The sequence below is a fragment of the Arsenophonus apicola genome, from assembly GCF_020268605.1.
Taxonomy (GTDB): domain Bacteria; phylum Pseudomonadota; class Gammaproteobacteria; order Enterobacterales; family Enterobacteriaceae; genus Arsenophonus; species Arsenophonus apicola.
This window is the reverse complement of the sequence record NZ_CP084222.1, coordinates 841991-858162: the sequence shown is the minus strand read 5'-3', so window position 1 is coordinate 858162 and position 16172 is coordinate 841991. Positions and strand designations below refer to the sequence as shown.

The following is a 16172-nucleotide window of genomic DNA, read 5'->3' as shown; positions in this document are numbered from 1 at the left end:
GTCAGTTATTTGATTATTTCATAGCAGGGTATATAGGCTGAACTGCTAGGTAGCTTCATTCGATGTTGACTAACAAACCCGCGTAATAATGTATCCATGTGAGCCATAATTATGGCATCACCATGGAGTTTATAAGGACCATGCTTTTCAATTTCTTTCATACCTACTTCTTTCACATTACCTGCAACAATGCCAGAAAAGGCTCTTCGTAAGTTAGCGGCCAATTTTTCTGGCTGCTGCGGATCACAAAATAGATTAAGTTTTGCCATATTGTCATGGGTAGGGGCAAAGGGTTTTTGCAGTTCTGAATTAACTTTTATTGACCAATTAAAGCTGTAGGCATCACCAGTATTGAGACGACTTTCTTTGACTAGAGGCATCAGTTTTTTCATTTCACGGGCTACGGCTTCTGGATCATCGATGATAATTTGATAATAATTACACGCCTGCTCACCAAGAGTATGCTTAATGAAATCATCAAGAGTGTCAAAATAGGCTTGGCTCTCTTTTGGGCCAGTTAGTATCAATGGTAATGCCTGATTATTATTGGCCGGATCCATTAAAATACCTAATAAATAAAGTAGTTCCTCTGTCGTGCCTGCACCGCCTGGAAAAATAATGATACCATGAGCTATCCGCACAAATGCTTCAAGGCGTTTTTCAATATCTGGCATGATAACAAGTTCACTAACCAGAGGGTTAGGTGGTTCAGCTGCAATAATCGAAGGTTCAGTTAACCCAAGAAAGCGGCCATTTTTATAGCGTTGCTGTGCATGGCCTACTGCGGCGCCTTTCATCGGTGCTTCCATTGCACCAGGGCCACAGCCAGTGCAGATATTTAATTCACGTAATCCTAATTCATTGCCAACCTTGCGGGCATAAAGATATTCAATTTCGTTTATTGAATGGCCTCCCCAGCAAACAATGATATTTGGATCTTCATCCAGATGCAGGACTCGGGCATTACGCAGAATGGTAAAAATAATATTAGTGATATTGATACTATTATGCAGGCTTAATGCCAGCAGTTTTTCTGCGGATATAATCTGGGCATGAACAAAAAGAATATCTCTTAATACAGAAAATAAATTTGCTTGTAGTGAACGGATAATTTTACCATCAACAAAAGCTTTTTCTGGCGGATTAATTAATTCTAGTTTCACGCCGCGTTCACGCTGGAGAACATTGATATCAAAATTGGGATATTTAGCGATTAATTCTTTGCTATTATCTGTCTTACTGCCTGAATTAAGCACAGCTAAGGAGCAGTTTCTAAATAGTTGATAAAGATCGCTACTGGCAGTACGTTTAAGAATGCTAACTTCAATTTGAGATAGTAGATCCATTGAACCTAACGGGCTGACATGTGTTATCAAATTAAACTCCTTACTGCCGTGCTAATCGCATTATTGTTGGCTGGAAATTCTCATTGCTACGCCAAGGGTTAATGTCCAGCCCGCCACGGCGTGTATAACGGGCATAAACACTTAACTTATCTGGTTGACATAATTGAAGAATATCATTGAAAATGCGCTCGACACATTGTTCATGAAATTCATTATGATGTCTAAAAGAGACTAAATAACGCAGTAGCTTTTCTCTATCAATTTTAGGGCCAAAATAATGAATTTGTATTGAGCCCCAATCAGGTTGGTTGGTAATTAAGCAATTAGATTTTAGCAGATGGCTAACTAATGTTTCGTCTACTTTAATACTCGCGGTTGCATTTTTAAGATAATCACGATTAAATTTATAATCAGTAATTTCTATCTCTTGCTCATCAATACATTCACCAGGCAAATTGTGAATAGTTTGATCGGAAAATATAGTAAGAGGCTGTAATTTTACTGTCACTTCTCCTACAGCGCAGGTTGTAAGATCTTGGTTTAGTTGTTTTTCAACTTCTTGCCAATTGATAAATTTTGTCTGATTGAAACTATTTAGATAGAGTTTAAAACTTTTGGATTCAATTAGATTTACGCTATTAGCATCAATGGTAACATGGCCGATAGCAACTTGAGGAACTCCTCGACTGTTTAGCCATGAAAGCTCATACAGTGTCCAAATATCTGCGCCATGAAAAGGTAATTTATCTGATGATAATCCTAAAGGTTGCCGATTTAAGCGACGTGGAACAGCCTGCAGTAGATGCGGTGCATAGTTATCTTGATATTCGGTTTTTTTTCCGAGCGTTAGGTGTTGTAGCTCGCCATTATCTTGATAAATTGGCATAGAGTTCCTTCTAAAATAGAAAATCAGTATGATAGTTGCTAGCTTAATCGATATATTAGAGTAAGTTTGTTATTCAATGTATAGCTTAACAACAAATTGTGTAGATAGATAATAATACCTAATGATACTTTCATATATTAGAATGATTTATTGCTATAATTCGTCACCAATAAGAATAATTGACCATGGAAACAACGATTTCTCATGCATTAAAGGAACTCACACAGCGTTATATTACTTACTGGCAACAGCAGACCGGTGGTTTACCGGCTAGTAAGAGTTTTTACAGTATTCCTTCGCCTTGTATTGAATATAGTAAAGATGAAGTCACCTTTTGGTTACCAAAACCTTTTCCGATGCCAAATCAAAAGTTACATTCTGTTGAAAAAGCGTTGGAAATTCATTTTTATCCTAATATTCACCAATTTTATACCACGCAATTAGCGGCTGATATGCGAGTAAAATTTCAAGGTAGGCAACTGGATTTAATTCAAGTATGGAATATGACAGACTTTACTCGTTTACAAGAGAACTTAATTGGACATTTAATTACGCAAAAAAGACGTAGACTAACCCCAACTCTTTTTATTGCCAGTCTAGATTCTGAATTTGAAATTATTTCCGTAGATAATCTCACTGGCCAAGTTATATTAGAAACATTGGGTCAAACAACGCGTAGCGTCTTAGCTTGTAATCTGATTGAATTTTTAAAACAACTTATTCCTGTAATTGAAGAGCAATATAATTGAGATATTTACTTATTTTTTTGTGAGATATAGCTTACAAATTATGTAAGTTATATCTGCGTTTATTGCTTTTAAAACCATGAAGCGAGATGAAATATTTTTTTATTTCAGTAGGATAAAAAAATATTCTGTAATTATCGAGAAAAAATGATTAAAAACTATTTTTTCTATTCTTGTGTTCCTCAGATAAATCCGACATTCTTATGCCCGCCGATAAGTTAGCATTTATCAAATGAACCATAAATCGTAACGAGAAGTAGAAATAACCTAACAGCAGTTTATTGCACGGAATAAATTCAGTGATTGTTACTAATAATAAGTGGTGAATGAGAGTTTATTTTCTAACTTTGAAATTATTAAATTTTTAATAATATAGAGAAATAAGAAGGGTAGTGTTAGGGATAACGATTGATAAGTATGATTGCTTACAAATAACTACCTCGTAAATAGTAGGAAGATCTATTCAGCAGGATGCTGATAATTCAGGATGCATAAATATTCTATTTAATAGCGTTACATATTATATAACCAGTCGATTTTATAGGCTGGTTTTTTTATGGTTAAGATAGCTCAACAAAAGATTATTTTAATGACCTAGTCGCTGATAAAAATATAACATTACTTACTTATAATGTTATTAATAGGTGTATTTTTATTGATTAAAATTTCGATAGCTAGATCGTTTTATTGTGATTTAATAATGAGTAATAAAATTAATATCGCCGGCTACTTTTTTGTTTGATAGCTAATAATGTTATGATTCATTTATTTTTACTTATGATACTAGTGTAGGAAATGAATACCAATTTGATAGTTATAGAAAAACTGCGTCTCATTGAAGCTGAAATGAAAAACCTTAATCTTTGGAATAATACACCGCCGTCAGCGGAAGCTTTTGCTAGTCATTTGCCTTTTGCCATTGACACCATGGAGGCACATGAATGGTTGCAATGGGTATTATTACCAAAACTCTATAAGATTATTGAACAAGATATTGTTTTGCCAAACATATTCGCTATCACTCCCTATTTTGAAGAAATCTATAAAGAACAACAAGAAGGGCGATATTGCCAATTATTGGAATATTTACGAGCGTTAGATAAAATTTTTTCACAAGGTAATTCAACGGATGCTTGAAGTGCTTTATCAGGATCAGCATTTGATTGCCATAAATAAACCCACTGGATGGCTTGTACATCGGAGTTGGCTTGATCGTCATGAAACTCGTTTTATTATGCAAACAGTGCGTGATCAAATTGGTCAGTATGTTTTCCCTGTTCACCGTTTAGATAAACCAACTTCAGGGGTGTTATTAATGGCACTTTCTAGTGAAGTTGCTTGTCTTTTAGCGCAGCAATTTGAGCACCATGCAATAGAAAAAAAGTATCATGCGATTGTACGTGGCTATGTTAATGCAGCTGATATTATAGACTATCCATTAACGGAGGAGAAAGATAAAATTGCAAACAAATATGCTAGCAAAATAAGCCAGCCTCAAGCGTGTATTACTCATTATTCGCCATTAGCTAGAGTTGAATGTGCGATAGAGATAGGTCGTTATCCTACATCACGTTCCTCGCTGTTAGCGTTGCAGCCGAAGACGGGTCGCAAACATCAATTAAGACGTCATATGGCACATATCCGTCATCCTATAATTGGTGATACCACCCATGGCGATCTGCGTCAAAATCGGGGTGTTGCACACCATTTTGCTACCAACCGTTTAATGTTACATGCGAGTTATTTATCTTTTAAGCATCCAATAACAGGCGATAAATTGCAATTAACTGCAAAGTGGGATGATGCTTGGATGCATTTGTTATCACAGTTTGGTTGGTTAGGCATGGTGCCTGAACTCGAGAGTCAATATTTATCAATGATATAAATTTTAATACTAAATTATTATGTTAATGTGTTTGATAGGTAAATATGGCTTAACAGCCAGTTAGTATTGGCATATAAGCTGCTATGGATTTTTCAGGAGAGCTTTTTTAAATCTGATTTAATTTCAGCAATTTTGCTTATTACTACAGATTCTAAATGGCATAAATCATTTAATATCTTACTTTTTAAATCATGTTTGGTTTGGTCATGTTGACAAATTTGATTTAATTCTTCGATCACATCCCGTAGGTGGAGATTAATTTCATTGATTTCTTTGAGATTATTGTCAAGATTAATCAGCTTTCGTTGTAGTGGATATTTGAATTTTACGCTTTTAGCATAATGTTCATCTTTATCTTTGCGAAAATAGATCTTAAGAATATCATGGTTTGCTTCTTGGCGAAGGGTGTAGTGATCGATATCTTCAGGTTGAGTAATACCTAAACTTTTTAGATTATCATACATATTAATATTGCTGGAAAAAGGTTATTTAACAATTATTATAGGTTAGCATAATAATAAGAAGAAGCGGATAGATAACAATAATCCGCTATAATAAATTTTAGTCTATTGTTCTTAGTAACTCGTTAATGCCAACTTTCTTTCTGGTTTTGTCATCGACTTTTTTGACAATAACCGCACAATATAGACTATAGTTGCCATTTTTGGCGGGTAAGTTACCTGCGACGACGACAGAGCCAGCTGGAATTCGGCCATAGAGAATTTCACCGCTTTCCCTATCATAAATTTTGGTACTCTGGCCAATATAGACGCCCATTGAGATAACTGATCCTTCTTCAACAATGACACCCTCAACAATTTCAGAGCGAGCCCCAATAAAACAGTTATCTTCGATAATGGTTGGATTAGCTTGTAAGGGTTCAAGCACACCACCAATACCCACACCACCGGATAAGTGAACATTTTTACCAATTTGCGCACACGAGCCAACCGTTGCCCAGGTATCGATCATGGATCCTTCATCAATATAAGCACCGATATTAATATAAGATGGCATCAAAACGGTATTTGGCGCGATAAAGGCCCCTTTTCTAGCCGTTGCGGGTGGAACAACTCTAAAACCTTCGCGTTGAAAACGGGCATGATCATAGTCAGCAAATTTCATCGCTACTTTATCAAAATAGCGGCTTTCTGCGCCTTCGATTAATCGATTATCATTAATACGAAAAGAGAGTAGTACGGCTTTCTTAAGCCATTGATGAGTTATCCACTGTCCATTGATCTTATCAGCAACCCTTAACTGTCCTTTATCCAGTTGGCTGATCACTTGATTGATTGCATCACTTAATTGCACATTGGTCGTCGCCGGTGTGATTTCTGCTCGACGTTCAAAAGCATTTTCAATAATGGTTTTGAGTTGCTCCATAAAATTACTTATCCTCTGGGTTGTAATTATTTAACATGTTTACTTTTTTCTTTATCTATTGAAGTCAAGGCTTGGGTCAATTTCTCTGCCAGTTTTTGTTGGCTATTTTGATCGAGTGCTTGGTTGTTTTGATCAGTAAGTACAAATAAATCTTCAACTCTTTCGCCAATGGTTGTGATCCTGGCTCCGTGTAACAGCATGGCCATTTCAGTAAATATATTACCGATTTGTGCCAATAATCCAGGTTGATCCAGGGCAACAAGTTCCATATAAGTTCGTCTAGCATTTTGATTGGGCAGAAAATGAACTTTAGTTGGTACATTAAAATGGCGAAATTTATGATGGGCGTTACGCGTTTTTAATGTTTGGTTATCTGGAGTGTTAATAACTTTTAATAAAGCTTGACGAATATTTTCATAGCGATCAAGAGCTAGCGGTTGGCCTTTAGGATCTAATACCACAAACGTATCCATTGTCATATTATCTTTGTTAGTAAAGATTTGAGCGCTATGAATATTAAGATTTCGTCTATCAAGTTCTCCGGCAACAGCGGCAAATAGTGATGGTCGATCTGGACACCAGATAAAAATTTCGGTACCACCATGAACAGATACGGTACTAATCAGTATCAGTGGTTTATCTAAATTGTGTTTTAATAAAGCGCTAGCGTGCCAGGCAAGTTGCTGTGGGTTATGACGTAAAAAATAATCAGCATGGCAGCGTGACCATAATTTTTTCAGCTCATCTTCATCAATATTTTTTTCCTGTAGCAGGGTTAACGCTCGTAGGCGATGGAGTTGGATACGTTGACGTAAAGTAGGTATTGCTTGCGCACCTTGATTTAATTGCTTTTTAGTTATCAAATACAGCTCTTTTAATAGACTCTGTTTCCAGCTATTCCATAAGGTATTATTGGTTGCGCATATATCGGCAACAGTCAGGCACAGCAGAGAATCGAGACGGTTTATTGATTTTACTTCACGGGCAAATTGTTTAATAACAACGGGATCTTGAATATCACGCCGTTGGGCAGTCACTGACATCAAAAGATGTTGACGTACAAGCCAGGCAATTAAGGATGAATCAGGTTCAGATAGGCCATGGGCTAGGGCAAATTGCTTTGCATCTTTTGCGCCCAGTTCAGAGTGATCGCCTTTCCTACCTTTAGCAATATCATGAAACATAGCCGCCAGCCGTAAAATTTCAGGCTGAGCAAGCTTAGCATAAATGGCAACGCATAAAGGATGTTGGCGATTATTTTTTTCATCAGCAAATTGATCAAGTTTTTGTAATACCCGAATAGTATGTTCATCGACGGTGTAAGCATGAAAAAGATCAAATTGCATTTGTCCAACAATATTTTGCCAAACCGGCATATATGCACTGAGTACATCATGTAAGTGCATGGGCACAATGGCACCTTTGACCGCTCTAGGATGGCGCAAAATAGTAATAAACATTTCACGAGCAAGCGGGATTTCACACAGAGGTTTAGCCAGTTTTTGACAAGCAAGACGCAATTGACGTAGCGTAGCTGAGTATATTCCTTGAATATTTATATGTTCGGCCATTTGATAAAATAGCCGTAAAATGGCAGTGGGATCACGATGAAACAGTGAACTATCAATCAGATCGATCAGATCTCCCCTAAGTTGAAATTCATGATCAAGTTTATATGGTGCAGCTAGATTTTTTTCGCTAAGAATCGCTTCATCAAACAGCTGTAGCAGCATGCTATTGAGTTCTTGGACACGTCGTGTGTCACGATAGTAGTCTTTCATCATTTGCTCAACAGGCTGATTGCCTTCACCTTGATAGCCTAGTAAGCGGGCAACATTTAATTGATGTGCAAATAGTAGGCGATTATCATAACGTTTTATTATTAAATGCAGCGCAAATCGAATACGCAGCAAAAAATTTAGACAAATGTTTAATTCACGATATTCTGCTGGGCTTAGAAAGCCGAACTGAACTGTCTGCTTAATGGTGGTTGCGCCAAAATGTCGCCGCGCGACCCATAACAATATATGAATGTCACGCAAACCGCCGGGACTACTTTTGATATCTGGCTCAAGGTTGTAACTAGTACTATGATAACGTTGATGGCGTAGGTGTTGTTCATTACGTTTGGCCGCAAAAAACATATTAGATGGCCAAAAATTATCGTTAAATATGGCTTGTTGTAATGATCGAAACAGAGATTGATCGCCACAAATTAACCTTGATTCAAATAGATTAGTTGCAATCGACAGATCTGCCTGTCCTGCTTGTAAACACTCTTCTAATGTACGTACACTATGACCGATTTGGAAACCTAAATCCCATAATAGCGTAATAAATTGACCTATCTTAGCTGTGATAGTGGTAGCTAAAGGATGCTGACTTAAAATTAATAAGTCTATATCTGACAACGGATGTAATTCTTGTCGACCATAACCGCCTACTGCAATTAAAGATAATTGAGGAATTGCTTCAAAACCATGAATCTGCCAAAGACGCTGTAACAATTTATCAAGATAATGGCTACGCATGGCAATAAGTTCAGCGGCCGCAATACCCTGCTTAAAAGATTGTTCTAACCATTTTTGCAAGCGCTCTACCTGTTGTTTTAGTAAAGGTAAAGTAAAATCCTCTTGAGATAGTTTATCAAGAGTAAGGACAAGTGGGACAGGTTGATTACTTTTCATCATGGTTGCGTAACCGAAATTGCTACAGGGGATCTAATTTATAAGATTACTAATAAATAGTATTAATAAACAAATAAAAAGCAGTAAAACAATATCATTAACAGAAAAGCCTCCAAAATTATGGAGGCTAAGCAGAAAATTATTTATTGACTAATATAGCCGAAATAAATGGTTCTTCTTCTTTTCGTAAGGTTAAAATTTCACATCCATCGTCGGTGACAGCTAATGTATGTTCATATTGGGCAGACCAACCTCGATCTTTTGTTTTTACTGTCCAGCCATCTTTCATCGTTCTAATACGATGATCGCCGGTATTTACCATCGGTTCAATAGTAAACGTCATGCCTTTTTGCAGTATTACACCGCCGTCATCAGCATCATAATGTAATACTTGAGGTTCTTCATGAAAAACTTGACCAATACCATGGCCACAATATTCACGCACGACAGAAAAATGATGTTGTTCAACTAATTGTTGAATTGCCTGACCTATCGTTCGTAAACGAATACCTGGTTTGACCATTTTTAAGGCCAGATAAAGGCTTTCCTGTGTTACCTTACATAACCGTTCGCCTTGGATCGTTGGTTTACCGACAATAAACATCTTGGACGTGTCGCCATGGAAGCCATTTTTAATAACAGTGACATCAATATTAATGATATCACCTTCTTTTAAGATTTTCTCATCACTCGGAATACCATGGCAAATAACATCGTTAACAGAGGTACAAATAGATTTAGGGAAGCCGTGGTAATTTAAACAGGCTGGGATAGCTTGCTGTTTTTCGACAATATGGGAGTGACAGATACGATCAAGTTCACCGGTGGAAACGCCCGGTTTTATATAAGGTTCAATAATTTCTAACACTTCTGCCGCCAAATGTCCGGCGATACGCATTTTCTGAATATCTTCTTCCGTTTTAATTGAGATAGCCATGAATTCTGCCTATTTATGCTGATTTAAGTCAGTAATAATGCACTCATCAGCCAATTTTGTTGATTAAATATAAATAATGTATGTTGACGGTTATGTTAGCAGTGAAGCGCGGTTATGCCAACTAACGCCTTAACATATCAATTTTTTTAAAAATATGAAAATAGCCTAAAAGTAATGTTAGGTTATTTCAAATTGAATTATTATTAGTCAACCGAAAAAATCATAGAAATCATGGTATTAAAAACAACGCACAATAAAATATAGTCATAGTGTATTTTATTCAACTAAATGACTTAAGTTCAGAAAAATATAACTATGGGTGGTGTTTTATCTTATTTTATGGTATAAAGCGCGCCGGCATTCTGTATATTTTCAATGTGGAAAAACGCAGATTAGCTCTAACATAAACTTAACTGTGTTATAACACACACAGATCGGCACATTTTCCGGGGTGCTCTTATGTAGGCAAACCTACAGCTAATGAGTCGGGGAATGGGATCTGTGGAGGCATAACCCCAATTTACTAAATTATAGAGGTTTAAATGGCAACTGTTTCCATGCGCGATATGCTTCAGGCGGGCGTTCACTTTGGTCACCAAACTCGTTACTGGAATCCAAAGATGAAAACTTACATCTTTGGTGCGCGCAACAAAGTGCATATCATTAATTTGGAAAAAACTGTTCCTATGTTCAATGAAGCATTAGCTGAATTGACTAAAATTGCATCACGAAAAGGCAAAATTCTGTTTGTTGGCACCAAACGCGCAGCAAGCGAAGCTATAAAAGAAGCGGCTAATAGTTGTGATCAGTATTTCGTTAATCACCGTTGGTTAGGTGGTATGCTGACTAACTGGAAAACGGTTCGTCAGTCTATTAAGCGCCTAAAAGATTTAGAAGCACAATCTCAGGATGGTACTTTTGATAAATTGACCAAAAAAGAAGCGTTGATGCGTACCCGCGAGCTTAGCAAATTAGAAAATAGTTTGGGTGGTATTAAAGAGATGGGGGGTTTGCCTGACGCTTTATTTGTTGTTGATGCGGAACATGAGCATATTGCAATTAAAGAAGCAAACAACCTAGGTATCCCTGTATTTGCGATTGTTGATACTAATTCTGATCCCGATGGTGTTGATTACATCATCCCTGGTAATGATGATGCGATCCGTGCAGTTAAACTGTATCTGGATGCTGTTGCTAAAGCTGTTCATGAAGGTCGTTCTCAAGACCAGGCGATTAAACCAGAAGAAAACATGATAGAGACTGAATAATAAGGCCAGCTCTTCGTTAAGCACAGAAGAGCCCTTATGAACCAGGTATTACAATATATTGGTTATAGGGGCCTGATCGGCTCCTTTTTACTTATCAGAATGAGAATTGTCTGCATGGGATGATTTCCCATCAGATAGATTGAGGAATAAATCACATGTCTGGAATTACCGCTGCTTTGGTAAAAGAACTGCGCGAACGTACTGGCGCAGGTATGATGGAGTGCAAAAAAGCATTGGTTGAAGCTAATGGAGATATTGAATTAGCTATCGACAATATGCGTAAATCTGGTCAAGCAAAAGCGGCTAAGAAAGCTGGTCGTGTGGCTGCTGAAGGTGTGATCATGGCGGAAGTTTCTGCCGATGGCAAATTTGGTGCCTTGCTTGAGTTGAATTGTGAAACGGATTTTGTGGCTAAGGATGCGAGCTTTATTGCATTCGGTAATGAAGTATTGCAAGCCGTTGTGGCAAATAAATTGTCAAATATCGATGAATTGAAGGCAAAATTTGAAGAGCAACGTACAGCAATCGTAGCCAAGATTGGTGAAAATATTAATATTCGCCGAGTCGAGATCCTAGAAGGTGAAAAAATCGGCTGTTATTTACATGGTGTTCGCATTGGGGTTCTTGTTTCTGCTGAAGGTGCAGATGATGAGCTTGTTAAACATATTGCTATGCATATTGCGGCGAGCAAACCTGAATATGTTACACCAGCCGATGTGCCAGCCGATGTTGTTGCCCATGAACATCAAATTCAGTTAGATATTGCAATGCAATCGGGTAAGCCGCGTGAAATTGCGGAAAAAATGGTTACTGGCCGCATGAATAAATTTACTGGTGAGATCTCTTTAACAGGTCAACAATTTGTTATGGAACCAAGCAAAACAGTTGGTGCGTTATTAAAAGAGAAAAATGCAACAGTGACTAACTTTATCCGTTTTGAAGTTGGTGAAGGTATCGAAAAAGTGGAAACTGATTTTGCTGCTGAAGTAGCGGCAATGAGTAAATAATGATACCAATTGATAACTAGAGCCGCCAATGGGCGGTTCTGTTTTATCTAATATCGATGATCTATTTTTTATCTGTCTGTTAATACATTATCAATAATAATTTATGTGTAAATATGCCACTAAATTATTTGATTCAGCATATGCTTAATTCAATGGGTTAGGATTAGTATTTAAACTAAATTATATTTTTACTAAAGAAATAAAAAAAATAACTAATCAAGTATTTTGCATTCAGACTTTGAACTAAGAATTTTAAACCTTCAATAAGTTATCTGCTCAGGATGAAACACCATGGCAACTAATGCAAAACCCGTATATAAACGTATCTTGCTTAAGCTTAGTGGCGAAGCTCTACAAGGTTCAGAAGGTTTTGGTATCGATGCGAGCATTTTGGATCGTATGGCGCAAGAAATTAAGGAGCTGGTAGAGCTAGCGATACAGGTTGGTGTCGTTATTGGTGGTGGCAACCTATTTCGTGGTGCAGGACTAGCTGAGGCTGGCATGAACCGTGTCGTTGGCGATCATATGGGCATGCTAGCGACAGTAATGAATGGATTAGCCATGCGTGATGCTTTACATCGTGCATATGTTAATGCCAGGCTCATGTCCGCAATACCATTAAATGGTGTATGTGACAATTATAGTTGGGCTGAAGCTATTAGTTTGCTTCGCAATGGCCGAGTTGTTATTTTCTCGGCGGGTACTGGGAATCCTTTTTTTACAACGGATTCAGCGGCTTGTTTACGAGGCATAGAAATTGAAGCGGATGTAGTTTTAAAAGCAACCAAAGTTGATGGTGTTTATTCCGCTGACCCATCAAAGAGTTATGATGCGGTTTTTTATGATAAGTTAACTTATCAAGACGTACTAGAACGCGAATTAAAAGTGATGGATTTGGCGGCATTTACTCTGGCTCGTGATCATAATTTACCTATTCGCGTTTTCAACATGAATAAACCCGGTGCGTTACGTCGGATTGTGATGGGTGAAAATGAAGGCACGCTAATCTCACGTGATTAATCTGTTGAGAGACACGGATGATTTTTAGCGGTATGATATTATCAGCATCGTTAAAATAATTGAATTGGGTTATCGGTTATAGCCTAAATATTTATAACCAGTTGCTAAGGGTTTAAATGTGATTAATGAAATCAAAAAAGATGCGCAAGAACGTATGGAAAAAAGCGTTGAAGCATTGAAAAGTCAAATTAGTAAAGTTCGTACTGGCCGTGCATCGCCAAGTTTATTGGATGGTATAGTGGTTGAATACTATGGTGCTGCAACGCCATTGCGTCAGTTAGCAAATATTACCGCTGAGGATTCACGTACTCTGGCCATTACTGTGTTTGATCGTACGTTGGCACCGGCAGTGGAAAAAGCCATTATGGCATCAGATCTGGGTCTTAATCCTTCTTCTGCAGGAACCATAATACGGGTGCCTTTACCGCCGTTGACGGAAGAACGACGTAAGGATTTGATTAAAGTTGTGCGTAATGATGCTGAACAGGGGCGTGTATCTGTTCGTAATGCACGACGTGATGCGAATGATAAAATCAAGGCCTTATTAAAAGATAAAGAAATTAGTGAGGATGATGAACGTCGTGCACAAGATGAAATCCAGAAGTTGACCGATAATTTTATTAAAAAAGTTGATGAAGCTCTGGAGCAAAAAGAAAAAGAATTGATGGAATTTTAAACATTTTTATAATAAAGCCATACGCTTTATACAAAAGTAAGTATGGCTTTGTTATATCGCTAAATTTATTGCTCCATTTTTATGTTATGCTATATGGCTGAGTTGGGTATAATCCTTTTTAATTAAATAGTAGAGCATACATATCACAATGATACGTCTGACAATTTTAGGCTCGACGGGTTCAATTGGTAAAACGACACTATCAGTAGTCAAAGAAAATCCAGCAAAATTTGAAATTATCGCATTAGTTGCACATAAAAATGTGGCTACTATGGTTCAGCAATGCTTGGAATTCAAGCCACAATATGCTGCTATGTCAGACGAAAGATCAGCCAATAATCTAAGAAGCATATTAAATAAACAAGGATGTAAAACTGAAGTTTTATCCGGCCAAAAGGGAGTTTGTGAACTAGCTGCACTGGATAATGTGGATCAAGTTATGTCCGCGATTACTGGAATTGCTGGTTTAATACCAACATTAGCTGCGATCCGTCAAGGGAAACGTATTTTATTAGCCAATAAAGAGTCATTGATAACGAGTGGGCAACTGTTTTTCGCTGCAATTAAAAAATATGGGGCTCAAGTACTGCCGATTGATAGTGAACATAATGCGATATTTCAAAGTTTACCGACTGAAATTCAGCGTAATTTAGGTTTTGCTAATCTGGAACAACAAGGAATAACTCGCATAGTATTAACTGGCTCGGGTGGTCCTTTCCGTGAAATTCCCCTCGCTACTCTTAAGAACATGACGCCTAATGAGGCTTGTAATCATCCTAATTGGTCGATGGGGCGTAAGATTTCGGTTGATTCGGCAACGATGATGAATAAAGGGCTTGAATATATTGAAGCACGGTATTTTTTTAATGCTTCAGCCGAACAAATGGAAGTTATCATTCATCCACAATCTATCATTCATTCGATGGTACGTTATCAGGATGGCAGTGTTATCGCTCAATTAGGTACCCCTGATATGAGAACACCGATTTCTTATAGTATGGCTTATCCAGATCGTATTCTTTCAGGTGCGTCTGCGCTTGATTTTAACCAATTATCTTCATTGACTTTTATTGCGCCAGATTACCAACGTTACCCCTGTTTGAAGTTAGCGATTGATGCTTGTCATCATGGACAAGCCGCAACCACAATTTTAAATGCTGCGAATGAAGTTTCCGTGGCTGCATTTTTGGCAGGAAAGCTTCGATTTACAGATATTGCGCAAGTTAATTTGGATATAGTAGAAAGGTTAAGTTTAGCTGAACCTGATTGCATTGATGCTGTTTTAGCGATTGATAGTGAAGCTCGTCAAATGGCAATTCATTATATTGAAACATTAGCTATCTCCTACTAATAAATAATTTTAGTTACTTAAATGTTTCTCTAATTATCTCAGGTTAAATTTTTATAAAATTATAATGGGTTAAGGGGATTAAAAATGTATAAAAAGCTAACTATTAACTTATTAGTAAATATGAAAATTGTTTACCTTATCTTAAGTAATTTTATTCTTATTATCCAAAATAATTAAGCACAACAGCAATGTTAGCTTATAGTAAAGGAACTTTTTTGGCATGAAACTTATGTATGATAATAATAGCTCACAGCAACGAATTCCGAGGCATGTTGCTATTATTATGGATGGTAATGGACGTTGGGCGAAACTACATGGAAAGTTAAGAATTAAAGGGCATCGAGCAGGGACAGAAGCGGTGCAAAAAGCGGTAAAATTTGCGATTGAAAATGAGATTCAGTCTTTAACGCTCTATGCATTTAGTAGTGAAAATTGGAATCGACCAGAGACTGAAGTTAGTGCTCTGATGGAACTCTTTACTTGGTTCCTGGATGATGAAGTTAAAAACTTAAATATTCATAATGTTAAATTAACTATTATTGGCGATATCAGTCGATTTAAACCTAAATTACAAAATCGTATTAAAAACGCGGTTGCATTAACCGCAAATAATACTGGACTAAAGCTCAATATTGCTGCTAACTATGGTGGTCGTTGGGATATTACCAATGCAATGCGACTTATTGCTAAAAAAGTTAAAGCCGGTTTATTATTGCCAGAAAATATTAACGAAAATAAAGTAAATGAATTTATTAGTCTACATGATCAACCAACCGTTGATTTAGTGATTAGAACTGGGAGAGAATATCGCATCAGTAATTTTCTTTTATGGCAGATTGCTTATGCTGAATTTTATTTTACCGATGTGCTCTGGCCGGATTTTGATGAGGAAGCTTTCAAAAGTGCAATTGTGGCTTTTAATCAACGTAAACGACGTTTTGGTAACACTGAGCCTGATGATATCAATGAAGAATAGG

General features: G+C 37.1%; 15 protein-coding genes. 9 read left to right on the top strand and 6 right to left on the bottom strand.

Annotated features, from left to right (window positions below):
- Nucleotides 1–5 precede the first annotated feature (5 nt).
- Nucleotides 6–1376 (bottom strand): nucleotide 5'-monophosphate nucleosidase PpnN, encoded by a 1371-nt coding sequence (gene ppnN, locus LDL57_RS03710; RefSeq protein WP_180560468.1) that lies wholly within the window; start codon nt 1374–1376, stop codon nt 6–8.
- A gap of 10 nt (nt 1377–1386) precedes the next feature.
- The gene (gene queF / locus LDL57_RS03705; protein WP_180560467.1) at nt 1387–2232 is read right to left on the bottom strand and encodes an NADPH-dependent 7-cyano-7-deazaguanine reductase QueF; all 846 of its coding nucleotides are present in this window, start codon (nt 2230–2232) and stop codon (nt 1387–1389) included.
- A 185-nt stretch (nt 2233–2417) separates the two neighbouring features.
- Between queF and syd the strand changes: the two genes are divergently transcribed.
- The 3 genes from syd (at nt 2418) to truC (ending at nt 4863) form a co-directional block, all read left to right on the top strand.
- Complete coding sequence (gene syd, locus LDL57_RS03700; RefSeq protein ID WP_180560466.1) at nt 2418–2981, top strand: SecY-interacting protein; 564 nt, start codon at nt 2418–2420, stop codon at nt 2979–2981.
- 792 nt (nt 2982–3773) lie between these two features.
- Nucleotides 3774–4115, top strand: coding sequence for a YqcC family protein (locus tag LDL57_RS03695; RefSeq protein WP_180560465.1), 342 nt, complete (start codon nt 3774–3776; stop codon nt 4113–4115).
- On the top strand, nt 4108–4863 hold the full coding sequence (truC, locus tag LDL57_RS03690) for a tRNA pseudouridine(65) synthase TruC (RefSeq protein WP_180560464.1): 756 nt from the start codon (nt 4108–4110) through the stop codon (nt 4861–4863). The genes LDL57_RS03695 and truC overlap by 8 nt, the downstream gene beginning before the upstream one ends.
- A gap of 92 nt (nt 4864–4955) precedes the next feature.
- Here the strand turns inward: truC and LDL57_RS03685 are convergent, their stop codons facing one another.
- From LDL57_RS03685 to map, 4 genes are all read right to left on the bottom strand, one after another.
- Nucleotides 4956–5327: a DUF3461 family protein gene (locus tag LDL57_RS03685; RefSeq protein WP_180560463.1), complete on the bottom strand. Its 372-nt coding sequence runs from the start codon at nt 5325–5327 to the stop codon at nt 4956–4958.
- A gap of 97 nt (nt 5328–5424) precedes the next feature.
- Entirely contained in the window at nt 5425–6249 is an 825-nt protein-coding gene (gene dapD, locus LDL57_RS03680; protein ID WP_180560462.1) for a 2,3,4,5-tetrahydropyridine-2,6-dicarboxylate N-succinyltransferase, read from the bottom strand.
- Nucleotides 6250–6275: 26 nt separating this feature from the next.
- Complete coding sequence (gene glnD / locus LDL57_RS03675; protein WP_370520693.1) at nt 6276–8936, bottom strand: bifunctional uridylyltransferase/uridylyl-removing protein GlnD; 2661 nt, start codon at nt 8934–8936, stop codon at nt 6276–6278.
- A gap of 139 nt (nt 8937–9075) precedes the next feature.
- Nucleotides 9076–9873 (bottom strand): type I methionyl aminopeptidase, encoded by a 798-nt coding sequence (gene map, locus LDL57_RS03670; protein WP_180560460.1) that lies wholly within the window; start codon nt 9871–9873, stop codon nt 9076–9078.
- A gap of 542 nt (nt 9874–10415) precedes the next feature.
- Here map and rpsB point away from each other — a divergent pair.
- From rpsB to uppS, 6 genes are all read left to right on the top strand, one after another.
- Nucleotides 10416–11141, top strand: a complete 726-nt coding sequence (rpsB, locus tag LDL57_RS03665; RefSeq protein ID WP_225507078.1) for a 30S ribosomal protein S2 — start codon at nt 10416–10418, stop codon at nt 11139–11141.
- A 155-nt stretch (nt 11142–11296) separates the two neighbouring features.
- Nucleotides 11297–12148, top strand: a complete 852-nt coding sequence (gene tsf / locus LDL57_RS03660; protein ID WP_180560458.1) for a translation elongation factor Ts — start codon at nt 11297–11299, stop codon at nt 12146–12148.
- Nucleotides 12149–12439: 291 nt separating this feature from the next.
- Nucleotides 12440–13168 carry a UMP kinase gene (gene pyrH, locus LDL57_RS03655; RefSeq protein ID WP_180560457.1) on the top strand — a complete coding sequence of 243 codons (729 nt, stop codon included), beginning with the start codon at nt 12440–12442 and terminating at the stop codon, nt 13166–13168.
- 118 nt (nt 13169–13286) lie between these two features.
- A complete protein-coding gene (frr, locus tag LDL57_RS03650) occupies nt 13287–13844 on the top strand; it encodes a ribosome recycling factor (protein ID WP_180560456.1) in 558 nt (185 codons plus the stop codon).
- 148 nt (nt 13845–13992) lie between these two features.
- Entirely contained in the window at nt 13993–15195 is a 1203-nt protein-coding gene (gene ispC / locus LDL57_RS03645) for a 1-deoxy-D-xylulose-5-phosphate reductoisomerase (RefSeq protein WP_180560455.1), read from the top strand.
- 220 nt (nt 15196–15415) lie between these two features.
- Complete coding sequence (gene uppS / locus LDL57_RS03640; protein ID WP_180560454.1) at nt 15416–16171, top strand: polyprenyl diphosphate synthase; 756 nt, start codon at nt 15416–15418, stop codon at nt 16169–16171.
- Nucleotide 16172: the final 1 nt, after the last annotated feature.

What these genes read in the sequence shown, in the direction of transcription:
- queF (WP_180560467.1), bottom strand. Translation starts at nt 2,232, where the DNA reads ATGCCAATTTATCAAGATAATGGCGAGCTACAACACCTAACGCTCGGA.
- syd (WP_180560466.1), top strand. Translation starts at nt 2,418, where the DNA reads ATGGAAACAACGATTTCTCATGCATTAAAGGAACTCACACAGCGTTAT.
- LDL57_RS03695 (WP_180560465.1), top strand. Translation starts at nt 3,774, where the DNA reads ATGAATACCAATTTGATAGTTATAGAAAAACTGCGTCTCATTGAAGCT.
- truC (WP_180560464.1), top strand. Translation starts at nt 4,108, where the DNA reads ATGCTTGAAGTGCTTTATCAGGATCAGCATTTGATTGCCATAAATAAA.
- LDL57_RS03685 (WP_180560463.1), bottom strand. Translation starts at nt 5,327, where the DNA reads ATGTATGATAATCTAAAAAGTTTAGGTATTACTCAACCTGAAGATATC.
- dapD (WP_180560462.1), bottom strand. Translation starts at nt 6,249, where the DNA reads ATGGAGCAACTCAAAACCATTATTGAAAATGCTTTTGAACGTCGAGCA.
- glnD (WP_370520693.1), bottom strand. Translation starts at nt 8,936, where the DNA reads ATGAAAAGTAATCAACCTGTCCCACTTGTCCTTACTCTTGATAAACTA.
- map (WP_180560460.1), bottom strand. Translation starts at nt 9,873, where the DNA reads ATGGCTATCTCAATTAAAACGGAAGAAGATATTCAGAAAATGCGTATC.
- rpsB (WP_225507078.1), top strand. Translation starts at nt 10,416, where the DNA reads ATGGCAACTGTTTCCATGCGCGATATGCTTCAGGCGGGCGTTCACTTT.
- tsf (WP_180560458.1), top strand. Translation starts at nt 11,297, where the DNA reads ATGTCTGGAATTACCGCTGCTTTGGTAAAAGAACTGCGCGAACGTACT.
- pyrH (WP_180560457.1), top strand. Translation starts at nt 12,440, where the DNA reads ATGGCAACTAATGCAAAACCCGTATATAAACGTATCTTGCTTAAGCTT.
- ispC (WP_180560455.1), top strand. Translation starts at nt 13,993, where the DNA reads ATGATACGTCTGACAATTTTAGGCTCGACGGGTTCAATTGGTAAAACG.
- uppS (WP_180560454.1), top strand. Translation starts at nt 15,416, where the DNA reads ATGAAACTTATGTATGATAATAATAGCTCACAGCAACGAATTCCGAGG.